General features: G+C 55.5%; 17 protein-coding genes. 12 read left to right on the top strand and 5 right to left on the bottom strand.

Annotated features, from left to right (window positions below; translation table 11 throughout):
* Positions 1-77 precede the first annotated feature (77 nt).
* The 3 genes from rho to hemE form a co-directional block, all read right to left on the bottom strand.
* Positions 78-1,334 carry a transcription termination factor Rho gene (gene rho / locus LKO31_RS02860; RefSeq protein ID WP_227688571.1) on the bottom strand — a complete coding sequence of 419 codons (1,257 nt, stop codon included), beginning with the start codon at positions 1,332-1,334 and terminating at the stop codon, positions 78-80.
* Positions 1,335-1,625: 291 nt separating this feature from the next.
* A complete protein-coding gene (locus LKO31_RS02855; RefSeq protein WP_265104526.1) occupies positions 1,626-2,048 on the bottom strand; it encodes a CopD family protein in 423 nt (140 codons plus the stop codon).
* Between the two features lie 36 nt (positions 2,049-2,084).
* Positions 2,085-3,107: a uroporphyrinogen decarboxylase gene (gene hemE, locus LKO31_RS02850; protein ID WP_227688570.1), complete on the bottom strand. Its 1,023-nt coding sequence runs from the start codon at positions 3,105-3,107 to the stop codon at positions 2,085-2,087.
* A 340-nt stretch (positions 3,108-3,447) separates the two neighbouring features.
* Here hemE and LKO31_RS02845 point away from each other — a divergent pair, with 340 nt between their 5' ends.
* The 11 genes from LKO31_RS02845 (at position 3,448) to LKO31_RS02795 (ending at position 11,465) form a co-directional block, all read left to right on the top strand.
* Positions 3,448-4,257, top strand: coding sequence for a pyruvate, water dikinase regulatory protein (locus tag LKO31_RS02845; RefSeq protein WP_227688569.1), 810 nt, complete (start codon positions 3,448-3,450; stop codon positions 4,255-4,257).
* A complete protein-coding gene (locus LKO31_RS02840; RefSeq protein ID WP_227688568.1) occupies positions 4,257-4,862 on the top strand; it encodes a Maf family protein in 606 nt (201 codons plus the stop codon). Before LKO31_RS02845 ends, LKO31_RS02840 begins: the two co-directional genes overlap by 1 nt.
* Positions 4,859-5,677 (top strand): shikimate dehydrogenase, encoded by an 819-nt coding sequence (gene aroE, locus LKO31_RS02835; RefSeq protein ID WP_227688567.1) that lies wholly within the window; start codon positions 4,859-4,861, stop codon positions 5,675-5,677. The genes LKO31_RS02840 and aroE overlap by 4 nt, the downstream gene beginning before the upstream one ends.
* Positions 5,678-5,733: 56 nt before the next feature.
* A complete protein-coding gene (gene coaE / locus LKO31_RS02830) occupies positions 5,734-6,381 on the top strand; it encodes a dephospho-CoA kinase (protein WP_227688566.1) in 648 nt (215 codons plus the stop codon).
* Between the two features lie 19 nt (positions 6,382-6,400).
* Positions 6,401-7,102 carry a DNA polymerase III subunit epsilon gene (gene dnaQ / locus LKO31_RS02825; RefSeq protein WP_227688565.1) on the top strand — a complete coding sequence of 234 codons (702 nt, stop codon included), beginning with the start codon at positions 6,401-6,403 and terminating at the stop codon, positions 7,100-7,102.
* Positions 7,103-7,149: 47 nt separating this feature from the next.
* Positions 7,150-7,722, top strand: a complete 573-nt coding sequence (gene hpf / locus LKO31_RS02820) for a ribosome hibernation-promoting factor, HPF/YfiA family (RefSeq protein ID WP_227688564.1) — start codon at positions 7,150-7,152, stop codon at positions 7,720-7,722.
* 149 nt (positions 7,723-7,871) lie between these two features.
* A complete protein-coding gene (locus LKO31_RS02815; RefSeq protein ID WP_227688563.1) occupies positions 7,872-8,336 on the top strand; it encodes a PTS sugar transporter subunit IIA in 465 nt (154 codons plus the stop codon).
* A 45-nt stretch (positions 8,337-8,381) separates the two neighbouring features.
* On the top strand, positions 8,382-8,720 hold the full coding sequence (locus LKO31_RS02810) for a DUF1491 family protein (RefSeq protein WP_227688562.1): 339 nt from the start codon (positions 8,382-8,384) through the stop codon (positions 8,718-8,720).
* Between the two features lie 203 nt (positions 8,721-8,923).
* The gene (locus tag LKO31_RS02805; RefSeq protein ID WP_227688561.1) at positions 8,924-9,589 is read left to right on the top strand and encodes a cell wall hydrolase; all 666 of its coding nucleotides are present in this window, start codon (positions 8,924-8,926) and stop codon (positions 9,587-9,589) included.
* 131 nt (positions 9,590-9,720) lie between these two features.
* Complete coding sequence (locus LKO31_RS02800) at positions 9,721-10,347, top strand: DUF4136 domain-containing protein (protein ID WP_227688560.1); 627 nt, start codon at positions 9,721-9,723, stop codon at positions 10,345-10,347.
* Positions 10,344-11,465 carry a M14 family metallopeptidase gene (locus tag LKO31_RS02795; RefSeq protein WP_227688559.1) on the top strand — a complete coding sequence of 374 codons (1,122 nt, stop codon included), beginning with the start codon at positions 10,344-10,346 and terminating at the stop codon, positions 11,463-11,465. The genes LKO31_RS02800 and LKO31_RS02795 overlap by 4 nt, the downstream gene beginning before the upstream one ends.
* Positions 11,466-11,547: 82 nt before the next feature.
* Here the strand turns inward: LKO31_RS02795 and LKO31_RS02790 are convergent, their stop codons facing one another.
* Positions 11,548-12,009 carry an Hsp20 family protein gene (locus LKO31_RS02790; RefSeq protein ID WP_227688558.1) on the bottom strand — a complete coding sequence of 154 codons (462 nt, stop codon included), beginning with the start codon at positions 12,007-12,009 and terminating at the stop codon, positions 11,548-11,550.
* A 229-nt stretch (positions 12,010-12,238) separates the two neighbouring features.
* On the opposite strand from LKO31_RS02790, the gene gpmA reads away from it, so the two are divergent.
* Positions 12,239-12,925, top strand: a complete 687-nt coding sequence (gene gpmA, locus LKO31_RS02785) for a 2,3-diphosphoglycerate-dependent phosphoglycerate mutase (RefSeq protein ID WP_227688557.1) — start codon at positions 12,239-12,241, stop codon at positions 12,923-12,925.
* A 91-nt stretch (positions 12,926-13,016) separates the two neighbouring features.
* On the opposite strand, the gene dapD is transcribed toward gpmA, so the two are convergent.
* On the bottom strand, positions 13,017-13,859 hold the full coding sequence (dapD, locus tag LKO31_RS02780; protein WP_227688556.1) for a 2,3,4,5-tetrahydropyridine-2,6-dicarboxylate N-succinyltransferase: 843 nt from the start codon (positions 13,857-13,859) through the stop codon (positions 13,017-13,019).
* Position 13,860 lies beyond the last annotated feature (1 nt).

The raw sequence follows: 13,860 nt of genomic DNA, 5'->3' as shown, positions 1-13,860 counted from the left end.
CCTAAATGGGAAGGCCAAGAAAAAAGGCCAGCCCTGAATGTTCAGGACCAGCCTCATTTTCCATTAGCCTGCCAAGATTATTGATTCATAGAATCAAAGAAATCTTCGTTGGTTTTGCTGTCCTTAATCTTGTCGAGCAAGAATTCCATCGCGTCGACCGTGCCCATTTGCATGAGGATGCGGCGCAGCACCCACATCTTGGACAGCTTGTTCTTCTCGACCAGCAATTCTTCCTTACGGGTGCCGGACTTGCCAACATCCAAGGCAGGGAAGATGCGCTTGTCCGCAACCTTGCGGTCCAGAACGATTTCGCTGTTACCGGTGCCCTTAAATTCTTCGAAGATCACTTCGTCCATACGGCTGCCCGTATCGATCAGGGCCGTGGCGATAATCGACAGCGAACCACCCTCTTCTATGTTACGCGCCGCACCAAAGAAGCGCTTGGGGCGTTGAAGGGCGTTGGCATCCACACCACCCGTCAGCACCTTGCCCGATGACGGAACAACGGTGTTATAAGCGCGGCCCAGACGGGTGATGGAGTCCAGCAGGATGACCACATCCTTTTTATGTTCCACCAAACGCTTGGCCTTTTCGATGACCATTTCGGCCACCTGCACGTGGCGGGTCGCGGGTTCATCAAAGGTTGACGACACCACTTCGCCGTTCACGCTGCGCTGCATGTCCGTGACTTCTTCGGGGCGTTCGTCGATCAACAGGACGATCAAATAAACTTCGGGGTGATTGTCGGTGATCGCCTTGGCAATATTTTGCAACAATACGGTCTTACCCGTGCGCGGCGGCGCGACAATCAGGGCACGTTGGCCCTTGCCTTGCGGGCTGACCAAATCGATCACACGGGCCGACTTGTCCTTGCTGGCCGCATCCAGCGTATCCAACGACAATTTTTGGTTCGGATATAGCGGCGTGAGATTGTCAAAATTCACGCGGTGGCGAACAACCTCGGGGCTGTCGAAGTTCACGCTGATCAGCTTGGTCAGCGCGAAATAACGCTCGCCATCCTTGGGGGCGCGAATTTCGCCTTCGACCGTGTCGCCGGTGCGCAGGCCATATTTGCGGACCTGATTGGGGGACACGTAAATATCATCGGGACCAGCCAGATAATTGGCCTCGGGGCTGCGCAAAAAGCCAAAGCTGTCCGGCAACACTTCAATGGTGCCCGAACCGATAATTTCTTCACCCTCTTCGGCCAATTCCTTGAGGATGGAAAACATAAGATCCTGCTTACGCAGCGTCGACGCGCTTTCAACGCCCAATTCTTCGGCCATTTCGACCAGTTGAGCAGGCGACTTACGTTTAAGTTCTTTAAGATGCATGGGATATCCAAATCATGAATATATCTGGGAAATAAGGCCGCACCGGTCGGTGCCTATCCAGTCTGGGGAAGACTGTTTCACCAATCCACAGCTGCAATTTATGCCCGCCATGGATCGCTTTGATAGTGTCGGCGCCAAATATGCGCCGTCCCCGAAGAAACGGGTGTGACATGCTTTTACGCGAAATGCGGGAAAGCGTCAAGAAATTGCAGGAAGCAACCCCATGAAAAAGGGCCGTCAGACGTGACGACCCTTTGGATATTATCGGGCGAAAATTAGGATGTGCTAAGTTTAAAAACCCGGACGCACGACAGCCAAAATCACAATCATCGCCGCCAAAACACCAGGAATTTCATTGACCAATCGCAAACGCTTTTCCGTCATGGGGCGCAAGCCTTTGGCCAATTTCTTGCAGTAGCTGATCGTCCAACCATGATAGCCGGACAACAGGATCAACAGCAAAAATTTTCCGTGGAACCATCCTTGTGAAAAAAAACCGCCATTGACGGCCAGCATCAACCCCAACACCCAAATGATAACCAGGGACGGATTTAAGATGATCCGGCGTAAACGATCTTCGCGTTCTATCCATTTACGGTCTTCATCCGACCCCACCGCACATTGATGATGATAGACAAAGAAACGCGGCATCATGAACAATCCCGCCATCAAGAAAATGGCGAAAATAATATGTCCTGCCTTAACCCACAGCATAGTGACTCCCAAAAATCCTATCATCTTGCACCTCGCTTAACCGCGAACACGCCTGATCAATTGTTCCACATGCGCGATAGGCGCATCGGGCACAATGCCGTGGCCCAGATTAAACACATGCGGGCGGTCAGGAAAAGCCGCCAAAATATGATCCACGGCTTGGTCCAGCGCGTCGCCGCCCGTCACCAAGGCCAATGGGTCTAGATTCCCCTGCACCGGCAATTCAGCTGGCAAATTGGCATGGGCCCAATGGGGATCCACCGTTTCATCCAGCCCAATCGCGTCGGCCCCCGTCTGGGCAGCATAGGACAATAATTTGCTGCCTGCCCCCTTTGGAAAGCCGATAATCGGCGTGTCGGGATACAACGCCTTTACGCGGCGAATAATTTCTGCGTTCGGGGCGATCACCCATTGGTCAAATTGGGCGGGGGACAGACTGCCGGCCCAGCTATCGAATAGTTGAACCGCCTCAACACCCTGTTGAATCTGGCCGGACACATAGGTGACGCTGACATCGATGATCGCGTCGATGATTTCCTGAAAGGCTTTGGGGTCACGATAGGCCAAGCGGCGAGCCAAGCTTTGGTCCTTCGACCCCTGCCCCGCCACCATATAGGTCGCCACGGTCCACGGACTGCCGATAAAGCCCAGAAAGGTGGTGTGGGACGGCAAAGCCGCTGCAACCTTAGCCACGGTATCATAAATCGGGTTTAGCCGCTGTGGCGCCGCTTCTAGGGCAGATAGGCTCGTATCGATCAATGTGGGAGCCAAGCGCGGACCCTCGCCCGCCTCAAACCATAAATCTTGGCCCAAGGCATGGGGCACGACCAAAATGTCGGAAAATAAAATAGCGCCATCAAAATCAAAGCGGCGGATGGGCTGCAATGTCACTTCAGCGGCGGCATCACTGTCATAGCATAGCTCCAGAAACCCACCCTTGGTTTCCCGCAAGGCGCGATATTCGGGCAGATAGCGTCCCGCCTGACGCATCATCCACAAGGGCGGACGATCCTGCTTAGCCCCTTGCAACGTAGCGAGCAGGTGTTTCGGTGAGCCCATGAGCAGCGCCTCTTTCTATCTACTATTATAAATATTTATAAAAATAGTGGTTGTTTGTTGGTCTGTGAATAGCGGGGTTCTAGGCGTGGCTGCCTGATTTGCCAACAGATTGACTCCCCAGATTCCGCCATTTCCTAAAGAGTCGTGAAAACTTATCCTGATTATCCACAGTCTGTGCATAACTTTTATCCCATGTGGATAAGCGACAGAGTGGAATCGGTGATGATGGGGATGGATTTTCTGTCCCGATCTTATCCCATAGGTTATGCACAAACTTATCCACAGGCATGAGCGCGCTTGTTTGCTTGCCTTTTTTGTGGGGGCAAGAGAAGGAAGGCGGATGGTTCGTTTACATCTTCATTTGATTTCCGATTCAACCGGCGAGACGTTGGAAAATATTGCCAAAGCCGCCATCGCGCAATTTGATGATGTTGAGCTTATCCGGCATTTTTGGCCGATGGTGCGTTCGGAATCCCACCTCAACCGCATTATGAAAGAAGTCGAGGCCAGCCCCGGCATGATCTTGTTCACCTTGGTATCCGGTGAACTCCGCGCTAGCTTGGAACGCCGCGCCGAAGAGCTGAAATTGCCGCTGGTCCCTGCCCTTGATGCCGTATCTGACGCATTGGAACGGGTGCTGGGTCAACAAGCCAAAGCGCGCCCAGGGCGGCAGCATGTGTTGGATGCCGCTTATTTTGCGCGCGTCGATGCGATTCAATTCACCGTGGCGCATGACGATGGCATTGCGTGGGAAAATTGGGAACAGGCTGATATTGTTCTGGCAGGCGTATCGCGCACTTCGAAAACCCCGACCAGCATTTATCTGGCCAATCGTGGGTTCAAGACAGCCAATATCCCGATCGTGCCGGAATCGCCGCCGCCCGACCTGTTGTTCCGTTTGAAAAAGCCTTTGGTGGTGGGGTTAACAACCTCCTTTGACCGGCTGGTTCAGGTGCGGCGCAATCGCTTATTGTCGCTGAATCAACAGGCTGAAACATCTTATATTGAGGAAGGCCATGTGAAGGCGGAACTGGCCTATGCACGGCGGATGTTTGCGGACAATGATTGGCCGGTGATCGATGTTACCCGCCGCAGCATTGAAGAAACGGCCGCCGCGGTTATTCGCTTTTTCGAGGATCGCACCGCATAATGGCTGATATTCATTTGTTGCTGGCGTCCCAAAGCGCGGGGCGCGCCAATATGTTGCGGGCGGCGGGGCTGAGCTTTGAAACATCCCCTGCGCATATCGACGAAGAGGGGCTGACAGCGGCCCTGCAAGCCGAAGGGCAAAGCCCGCGCAACATTGCGGATGCGCTCGCGGAGGCCAAGGCGATTAAAATATCATCGCGTCTGCCGGGAGTGATTGTGCTGGGCGCCGACAGCGTGTTGGCACTGGATGACGGCGTCATGCTGGCCAAGCCGGACGACAAGGACGACGCCAAGGCACAGCTGCGGACCATGGCGGGGCGACGCCATCGTTTGTTCAGCGCGGTCGTCGCAGCGCGGGACGGACAAGCCATTTGGCGACATGTCGATGTCGCCAAATTGTCGATGCGCGCCTTGTCCGACAGCTTCATCGACGCCTATGTGGAACAAAATTGGGACAGCATCCGCTGGACCGTGGGATGCTATGAAATCGAAGGCGCGGGTGTGCAATTGTTCGATCGGGTCGAAGGGGATCCGTGGACAATCATTGGTTTGCCCATGCTGCCTTTGCTGCAATGGCTTCGGACAATAGGAAGTGCCAAAATATGAACGATTCGCGTCCTTTCGCCGAAGTGATCGGCGACCCGATTGCCCATAGCAAATCGCCCTTGATTCACAATTTCTGGTTGAAATCCTTGGGCATGGATGCCGATTACCGCTTGGCCCATGTAACGAGCGATGCCCTGCCCGCCTTTATCGCAGAGCGTCAGGAAAACCTCCAATGGCGGGGGTGTAATGTTACCATTCCGCATAAAGTGGCGGTGATGGATCATGTCTGTGATCCCGGCGGGGTGAAAGATAGCATTGGCGCGATGAACACTATCATCCGCCAACCCGATGGGGAATTAATCGGCACCAACACCGATGCGGCAGGCTTTTTTGCGCCCATTTCCGACGTGAATCTGGATGGCGCACCGGTGGTCGTGATTGGCGCAGGCGGGGCCTGTCGTGCGGTGCTTTTTGCCTTGGCGCGGGCTGGTGTGGGCGAGGTAACGATATTGAATCGCAGCCCGCTGAAAGCCATGGGTTTGCTGGCCAAATTCGGGCTCAAGGGCAATGTGTTGGCGCTGGACGCCGCCTTGCCGCCCGCCGCTTTGTTGGTGAATAGCAGCAGCTTGGGCATGAAGGGCCAACCGGCCCTAGAGGTTGATCTGTCCCCCCTGCCCGATGATGCGATTGTGTATGATCTGGTTTATGCGCCGCTGGAAACCGGCTTGCTCCGCGCCGCTGCCGCCCGCAATTTGGCGACGATTGATGGGCTGGACATGTTGATCGGCCAAGCCGCGATGGCCTTTGAATTATTTTTTGGCGCGCCGCCGCCTTCCGACAAAGATGATGAACTGCGCGCGCTGCTGACCGCCTGATTTGGCTATTTGGCCCTGATTCAAAACTTCATTTGACGGACAATATATAAGGGGGAATGAAACAGGTGTTGAAAGCCGGAAAACGTCCCGCACATCGTCCATTTTTACGGCAGCGCACCCCCTTTATCTTGGGCCTGACGGGCTCGATCGGAATGGGCAAAAGCACCGTCGCGGCGATGTTCCGCCAAATGGGTGTTCCCGTTTTTGATGCGGATGCAGAGGTTCATAAATTACAAGGGCCAAAAGGGGCGCTGGTTCCCGCCATTGAAGCGCGCTTTCCCGGCACCACCGGCCCGCACGGCGTGGATCGCCAAAAATTGGGTCCGCTGGTCTTGGGGAAACCCGAAGAGTTAAAGGCGCTGGAGCGGTTGATTCACCCCGCCGTTGGCCGCGCGCAAAAGCAATTTCTGCTGCGCCACCGCGCCCGTCCTTTTGTGATTCTGGACATTCCTTTGTTGTTTGAAAAAGGCGGATGGCGCCGAGTCGGGGCGATTGCGGTGGTGTCCGCGCCGATATGGATGCAGGGAAAGCGCGTCATGCGCCGCCCCAATATGACGGCGCGGAAATTAAAAGAGATTCGCAATTTGCAGGTCGATGACCATGTGAAGCGCGCTTTAGCCGATTTCATCATCGACACCGGCCGCCCGAAAAGCATCACGCTCCGTCAAATAAGACGGATCACCACTTGTCTCGGCCAGCAATAGGGTCCAGATTAGGTGTTGTATGAGAGAGATTATTTTCGATACGGAAACCACGGGCTTTGATCCAAAAAGCGGCGATCGAATGGTGGAGATCGGCTGCGTGGAGTTGGTGGACCGGCGGGAAACCGGAAACACCCTGCACATTTATTTCAACCCAGAACGCGACATGCCCGCTCAGGCCGAGGCTGTGCATGGGCTGTCCATCCAATTTTTGTCCGACAAACCTTTGTTTGCAGACAAAGCGGATGAGATTTTGGCCTTTGTTGGGGATGCCCAATTGGTCGCGCATAATGCGCGTTTCGACTTCAGCTTCTTGAACGCGGAAATGGCCCGTGCTGGGCGCGCCGGAATCAGTATGGATCGCATGATCTGTACACAGGACATGGCGCGCAAAATGCACCCCGGTGCCAAGCATACGCTGGATGCCCTGTGCACCCGCTATGGTATTGATCGCAGCCACCGCGTGAAACATGGCGCTTTGCTGGACGCAGAGCTGTTGATGCACCTGTATATTGAGATGACGGGCGGCCGCCAAATTGGATTGGGGCTGACCGGCAACCGCGAGGTCGCGCAGCCCAGCCCTTCATTCGTCACCGGCGGCGATGGGGCATCGCAGCGTGCGTATCGTGAACCACGGGCCCATGCCGCCACACCGGCGGAATTGGCGCGTCACAATGAATTCGTAGCCAGTCTCAATCAGGCGATTTGGCTCGAAGGGGCGTAAGGCGGGATATTCCCGCCAGCGTTCACATTCTGGAAGGAGTAAGACAGATGGAAATTCGCGTCTCTGGTCACCAGATCGAAACCGGTGAAGCTCTGCAAGAGCGTGTAGCCGACCGGATGAACGCGATCGCGGATAAATATTTTTCCCGCGCTATTGGGGCCAATGTGGTGTTTAGCAAAGGGCCGCACGACAGTTTCAAGTGCGATATTGTGGCCCATGTGATGCAGGGCCTGATCCTGAAAGGCCATGGTCAAGCCCAAGAAGCACCCGCCGCATTTCAGGCCGCATCCGATCGCATTGAAAAGCAATTGCGCCGCTATATGCGCCGCTTGAAGGACCGCAACAATGTTGTGGAACAACAAGCCTATGACGCCAGCGTGCCCGACAATGCCAGCTATACGGTGTTTAACGTCGCCGCCGAGGAAGAAGACGTGGGCGATGCACCGCTGATTGTGGCGGAAACGCGCGTTGATATTCCGGAAAGCAGCGTGTCTGACGCGGTGATGATGTTGGATCTGCGCGATACCAATGCGTTGCTGTTTGTGAACAGCAAAACCCAAGCCCATAATATGGTGTATCGCCGCTATGATGGCACCATCGGCTGGGTGGAGCCGCAATAAAGACTAGATTTTCCCCGCAATCCGGCCTATTGGGCGCGCCCAAAGCTATTTTATGCCGGTTTGCGGGGACTGGTATTCCCCTATAGCATCGTCATCGCTGACGGACCGCTGAGTAAGCGTCCGACGGCAAACCAGATTTGAATGAAACGATGAACTTGACCAACCTCCTTTATCCCGCAACCGTTCGTGGTCATGTGGCACTTGATGCCAAAAAGGCGCTATTCCCGCTGGTTGGCGACATTGCCAGCCAAGCTTTGGGTCTGAATGCCCATGAAGTGAGCGAAGCGTTGCTGGAGCGGGAACGTTTGGGTTCGACGGGTTTTGGGCGCGGTATTGCGCTTCCCCATGCCAAATTGCCTGGGCTGACCGGTGTGCGCGGTATCTTTTTGCAATTGGCGCGTCCCATCGACTTTAATGCCGTGGATGGCTTGCCCGTTGATTTGCTGTTCGTGCTTTTGTCGCCTTTGGACGCTGGCGCCGACCATCTGAAAGCTTTAGCGGGTGTGTCGCGGATGCTGCGCAACGAAAGCTTTTCGGACCGCCTGCGCGGCGCCAAATCAGATGAGGCTTTATATGCCTTGCTGTCGGACAGCGACGCCCGCGACGCTGCTTAATATAGTGCGGGCCTCTATGGGCTGCCTCAATATGATCTGTCTAAAATGGCACGGCTGACCAGCCGTTTTCAGGTCGACCTGCTGTTACGGCAGGCGCAGGCCGAAGGCGGCTTTGCCACGATCGTCCACAAAGGCGATGAACATGGCGGTGGGTTGATGGTGCAATGCCGTGATCGCGGCCAAATTTCTGCCTTGATGGAACGGCGCTGGACGATGGTTGGAGGCGTGATTTGGGATGCTGTCGGCCCGTTGGAATCGACCAGCGAAGAACAGCAAAATGAATATATCGCCAAGCGATTGCGTAATGATCCAGACTTGTGGGTCGTCGAACTAGACATCCCAAATGCTGCGCAACTCGTCGTGACATGGTTAAGTAATGCTTGACACGACGACTATGCGCAATAAAGGGCGCACAGCTTTTTAACGCGTAGGTCGGGCTGTGAGTTCCATCGGATATCCGAAAAAACTCTATGACCAGTCTGGACACGCAGTCGGATGATGGCCGCAGGTGGTTTTGGGTTTTGCGATATGCCCCCACCACCTGTTTGTTTTGATTTGGTCCATCAGCCGCCCTTTTGACGGACTATATGAGTCGTTTTTATAGTGCTGCCGGTGTGGCTGCCATTGCCATGGTTGCCGCCACAACGGTTTTTGTCGCGGAGCCAGGCTTCGCAACGGATTTAGGTGCCGATATTGCCGCGCCAAAGCTGCTGATTTCCGAAACAGAGATTTTGGATGATGCGACCGTTATGGAAACAACCCAGACGGATTTGGCCCCAGCGCAAACCCCCATCCTTGATGGGACTGCCGATGAGCAGGCTGATGTTGAACCATTGGTGTCTGCGTCTTCCTTGGCCGAATTGGTATCACAAACCAGCATTCCTTCACGCATTGATGCGGAACTGCGCTGCTTAGCCAGCACGGTCTATTTCGAAGCACGTGGTGAATCGTTGCGGGGCCAGTTGGCCGTCGCTCATGTGGTTATCAACCGCTCAGAGTCAGGCCGCTTTCCTGCCAGCCTGTGCGGCGTGGTCTATCAGCCCAGCCAGTTCAGCTTTATCCGCAGCGGAAAAATGCCGCGCGTGCGCGAAGGCCGCCAATGGTCCAATGCCTTGGCCATTGCCCAGATCGCGATGGACGATAGTTGGAAAAGTCACGCCAGCGGGGCATTATATTTTCATGCCCGTCATGTGTCGCCCAATTGGGGTAAGAAGCGGATTGCGCAAATCGACAATCACATTTTCTATCGCTGATTCATGCTGATGATCATCGCTACCCATGTCATTGGGGATCGTGGTGATGATCTATGCAAGGCGGTGGCATCTGTGAATGGGGCGCGCAGGGGCTAATTGCCATTTGAGATGGGATAGCGCATGATGGGCGGATGATGCGCTCTCTCTCTTTTGTGCTGCTAGGCTCGGCCAGTCTGATGCTTGGTGCCTGTGCCACTGCGGTTCCCCCTGTCGAGGTAACCCGCTTTCACACCAACCAACCGGCTGCATGGCAGGCGGGATCGCGTTATGTGGTCGATACGGTGCCTTTGACGGACCCGTCCCAAAGCGTCGGTGCCTCTGCGTCTTCGCTCGAGTGGAACAGCTATCGCGCGGCGGTGGAACGTCAGTTGCAATTGCAGGGCTTGGCAGCGGCACCCGATGGCGCATCAGCGCCGCTGAAACTGCGCATTGGCTTTGATCGTTATGAACGCACTGCCGCTGGAAAACGCTCTCCGGTATCGGTGGGCGTTGGCGGTTCCACGGGCGGCTATGGTTCCGGCGTGGGCCTTGGTATTGGGTTTAATTTGGGCGGCGGTCCAAAACCAACCCAAGAATTAAGCCTGTTCGTACGTCTGGATGATGCCAACACAGGTCAAGCTGTGTGGGAAGGGCGCGCGATCACAGCTATGCCCTCTAAAGCTCCGGCATCGCAACCAAGTTTGGCCGCCGCAAAATTGGCCGAAGCCTTATTCAAGGACTTTCCTGGCCAATCCGGACGGACTATTACCGTTCCATGAGCATCAGCATCAACGCCGCCTTTGACAGCGGCAACATCGCTGTCAGCAGCATTTCGGGAACGAGTGCACGCCTGACGATTCACAAAGACCGCGAGTCTGATTTTTATCAATGGTTCCACTTCCGCGTCGCCTGCGACATTGGGGATGCGCTGGAATTGTCGATAAGCGATCTGGCGGCGTCCGCTTTTCCCGAAGGATGGGACGGCTATGCCGCCGCCGCCAGCTATGACCGCGAACATTGGTTCCGTCTGGAAACCGATTATGACGCAGGGCTCGACAATGGCACCTTGACCATTCGTCATACCGCCGAAGGTCCGCTTCTGTGGGTGGCCTATTTTGCCCCTTATTCGATGGAGCGTCATCACCATCTGGTATCGACCGTCAGCTTGATGGACGGTGTCAGCTATCGCTGCTTGGGCGAAAGCTTGGATGGTCAGCCGATCGACTGTTTGTCCTTGGGGACAGGGGACAAGCAGGTGTGGCTCTATGGCCGCCAGCACCCTGGTGAATCCATGGCAGAATGGTGGATGGAAGGGGCATTGGAAATGCTGACCGACCCCGCCGACCCCAACGCCCGCGCGCTGCGTCAAAAATGCCGTTTCCATATTGTGCCAAATATGAATCCCGATGGTTCGCGCATGGGCCATTTGCGCAGCAATTATGCGGGCGTGAATCTGAATCGCGAATGGGCAAACCCAACCGACGAACGCAGCCCCGAGGTCAAAGCGGTATTGGCGGCGATGGACGAAACGGGCGTGGATTGGGCGATGGACGTTCACGGTGATGAAGCCATTCCCGCTGTTTTCTTGGCTGGGTTTGAGGGGATCCCCCATATCCGCGAAGGACAGATGGAGGCTTATGAAGCTTTTGAACAATTGCTGGCCAAAAACAGCCCTGATTTCCAAACAGAGCTTGGCTATGAAAAATCTGGCCCCGGTCAGGCCAATTTGACGCTGTCGACCACCCAAGTCGCCCAGCGTTTTGGCGCGGTAGCGATGACGTTGGAAATGCCGTTCAAGGATAATCGCGATTTGCCCGACCCAGAACAGGGTTGGTCGCCGGAACGGTCCAAGCTGTTGGCCCATGCTTGTTTGGCGACCTTGAATCAGATGATCTGATTGCCGACTATTCCTCTACAATAAAAAAGGGTCCGACCTGTAACAGGCCGGACCCTTTTTTATTGTAGGGGGATGCGCGCGCTTATGCGGCGTCGCGGTCGGTGCCGACCAAAGTCGGTGTGGCTGCCCCGATGGCAATCTTGTGCGGCTTCATCGCTTCGGGAACTTCGCGCACCAGATCAATGCTCAGCAAGCCATCGGCTAGATCGGCATGTTGGACGCGCACGAAATCGGCCAATTGGAATCGCCGTTCAAAGGCACGGGTGGCAATGCCGCTGTACAGCAAGTTGCGTTCCGTTCCATCCTTTGGCGCGGCCTTGCGGCCCGATACCAACAACAGATTTTGCTGGGCGGTGATGTCAATTTCGTCTTGCTTGAATCCAGCCACCGCAATGGTGATGCGGAATTGGTCGTCCGACAATTGTTCAATATCAAAGGGTGGATAATTTTCCGCGCCCGAACCGCTATTTTCCAAAAATTCAAATAAGCGATCAAAACCCACGGTCGAGCGGCGATAGGGGGTCCAGTCAAAAGCGTTACGCATCTTCATTCTTCCTTATTCCAAGCGAAGTCTGTCTTGCAGCGGCCATGTCGGCCCGCTGACCGGCCCCATGTGGCGACCGGATGATGGAGATTTGGGAAGCCCGATGGCCCTTTCAAGGGGCAGAAACTTTTATGTAGCTGGGTCAAAGGGCCTTGGCCCTTTTGGGTAAGGCGCGCTATGGCGCGGCCAATCCTTGCCCATAGGGGCTTGCACAGAGGAAGGAATATCGATGCCAAAGCTCATCTTAATCCGCCACGGCCAATCGCAATGGAATCTGGAAAATCGTTTCACGGGTTGGTGGGACGTGGATGTCACCGAAAAGGGCGCCGCCGAAGCCCGCGCCGCTGGCGAATTGATGAAGGAAAAGGGCATCACGCCTGACGTTGCCTTCACCTCTTTGCAGACCCGCGCGATCAAGACGCTGAACTTGGCGTTGGAAGCTTTGGGCCGTTTGTGGGTTCCGGTGACCAAGGATTGGCATTTGAATGAACGCCATTATGGCGGCCTGACCGGCCTTGATAAGGCGGAAACGGCCGCCAAGCATGGCGAAGATCAGGTGAAGATCTGGCGCCGCAGCTTTGACATTCCGCCGCCGCCACTGGACGCGGGTTCGGAATTCGATCTGGCGTCGGATCCACGTTATGCTGGCATCGACGTGCCTGCGACCGAAAGTTTGAAAGACACCATCGCGCGCGTGCTTCCTTATTATGAAGCGCATATTGTGCCCGAATTGAAGGCCGGCAAGACCGTGCTGATCTCGGCCCATGGCAACAGTTTGCGCGCGCTGGTCAAGCATTTGTCGAACATTTCGGACGATGAAATCACCAGCCTTGAAATCCCAACGGGGCAGCCAATTGTTTATGATCTGGCCGATGATTTGACGGCGGGTGAACGCTATTATCTGAGCGAGCGTTGATCGCTTCTGCTTCAAGTTGATTATAAGAAAAGGGGGCTGGTTCGTGATGAACCAGCCCCCTTTTTATTTTCGAAGCCAAATGCGGCGAAGATTAATCGCGCAGCAATTCGTTGATGCCGGTCTTGCTGCGGGTTTGTGCGTCCACGCGCTTTACGATCACGGCGCAATAGAGCGATGGACCAGGGGTGCCGTCGGGCAGGGGCTTGCCGGGCAGGGAGCCGGGGACGACGACCGAATAAGCGGGCACTTCGCCGATGAACACTTCGCCGGTTGCGCGGTCCACAATCTTGGTGGATGCGCCGAGGAACACACCCATCGACAGAACTGCGCCCTCGCGCACGATCACGCCTTCGGCCACTTCCGAACGGGCCCCGATGAACGCGCCATCTTCGATGATCACAGGGCCAGCCTGCAAGGGTTCCAATACGCCGCCAATGCCAGCGCCGCCCGAAATATGGACGTTCGCGCCAATTTGTGCGCAACTGCCCACGGTTGCCCATGTGTCCACCATTGTGCCTTCGCCAACGCGGGCACCGATGTTCAGGAAACTGGGCATCAACACCGCGCCCTTGGCGACATGTGCGCCGCGGCGAACGACGGCACCGGGAACAGCGCGGAAACCAGCGGCGCGAAACTCTTCTTCGGTCCAGCCTTCGAATTTGGTTGGAACTTTATCCCACCATGATGAACCATTGGGCGCGCCCGACATGGGTTCCATATCGTTGATGCGGAAGGACAGCAGAACCGCTTTCTTCAGCCATTGATTGACGTTCCAATTGCCGTCGGCGTCACGTTCGGCCACGCGCAGGCTGCCGTCATCCAGACCAGCGAGTGCGGCATTTACAGCATCACGGACTTCGCCTTGGGTATCCAGACCCAGCGTTTCGCGGAATTCCCACGCGGATTCAATGGTCGATTGCAGATCGGTGCTCATG

It is taken from the genome of Sphingopyxis yananensis, assembly GCF_020687785.1.
GTDB classification, from domain to species: Bacteria; Pseudomonadota; Alphaproteobacteria; order Sphingomonadales; family Sphingomonadaceae; genus Sphingopyxis; species Sphingopyxis yananensis.
This window is presented reverse-complemented; position numbering and strand designations above follow the sequence as displayed.

What these genes read in the sequence shown, in the direction of transcription:
- rho (WP_227688571.1), bottom strand. Translation starts at nt 1,334, where the DNA reads ATGCATCTTAAAGAACTTAAACGTAAGTCGCCTGCTCAACTGGTCGAA.
- LKO31_RS02855 (WP_265104526.1), bottom strand. Translation starts at nt 2,048, where the DNA reads ATGCTGTGGGTTAAGGCAGGACATATTATTTTCGCCATTTTCTTGATG.
- hemE (WP_227688570.1), bottom strand. Translation starts at nt 3,107, where the DNA reads ATGGGCTCACCGAAACACCTGCTCGCTACGTTGCAAGGGGCTAAGCAG.
- LKO31_RS02845 (WP_227688569.1), top strand. Translation starts at nt 3,448, where the DNA reads ATGGTTCGTTTACATCTTCATTTGATTTCCGATTCAACCGGCGAGACG.
- LKO31_RS02840 (WP_227688568.1), top strand. Translation starts at nt 4,257, where the DNA reads ATGGCTGATATTCATTTGTTGCTGGCGTCCCAAAGCGCGGGGCGCGCC.
- aroE (WP_227688567.1), top strand. Translation starts at nt 4,859, where the DNA reads ATGAACGATTCGCGTCCTTTCGCCGAAGTGATCGGCGACCCGATTGCC.
- coaE (WP_227688566.1), top strand. Translation starts at nt 5,734, where the DNA reads ATGAAACAGGTGTTGAAAGCCGGAAAACGTCCCGCACATCGTCCATTT.
- dnaQ (WP_227688565.1), top strand. Translation starts at nt 6,401, where the DNA reads ATGAGAGAGATTATTTTCGATACGGAAACCACGGGCTTTGATCCAAAA.
- hpf (WP_227688564.1), top strand. Translation starts at nt 7,150, where the DNA reads ATGGAAATTCGCGTCTCTGGTCACCAGATCGAAACCGGTGAAGCTCTG.
- LKO31_RS02815 (WP_227688563.1), top strand. Translation starts at nt 7,872, where the DNA reads ATGAACTTGACCAACCTCCTTTATCCCGCAACCGTTCGTGGTCATGTG.
- LKO31_RS02810 (WP_227688562.1), top strand. Translation starts at nt 8,382, where the DNA reads ATGGCACGGCTGACCAGCCGTTTTCAGGTCGACCTGCTGTTACGGCAG.
- LKO31_RS02805 (WP_227688561.1), top strand. Translation starts at nt 8,924, where the DNA reads ATGAGTCGTTTTTATAGTGCTGCCGGTGTGGCTGCCATTGCCATGGTT.
- LKO31_RS02800 (WP_227688560.1), top strand. Translation starts at nt 9,721, where the DNA reads ATGATGCGCTCTCTCTCTTTTGTGCTGCTAGGCTCGGCCAGTCTGATG.
- LKO31_RS02795 (WP_227688559.1), top strand. Translation starts at nt 10,344, where the DNA reads ATGAGCATCAGCATCAACGCCGCCTTTGACAGCGGCAACATCGCTGTC.
- LKO31_RS02790 (WP_227688558.1), bottom strand. Translation starts at nt 12,009, where the DNA reads ATGCGTAACGCTTTTGACTGGACCCCCTATCGCCGCTCGACCGTGGGT.
- gpmA (WP_227688557.1), top strand. Translation starts at nt 12,239, where the DNA reads ATGCCAAAGCTCATCTTAATCCGCCACGGCCAATCGCAATGGAATCTG.
- dapD (WP_227688556.1), bottom strand. Translation starts at nt 13,859, where the DNA reads ATGAGCACCGATCTGCAATCGACCATTGAATCCGCGTGGGAATTCCGC.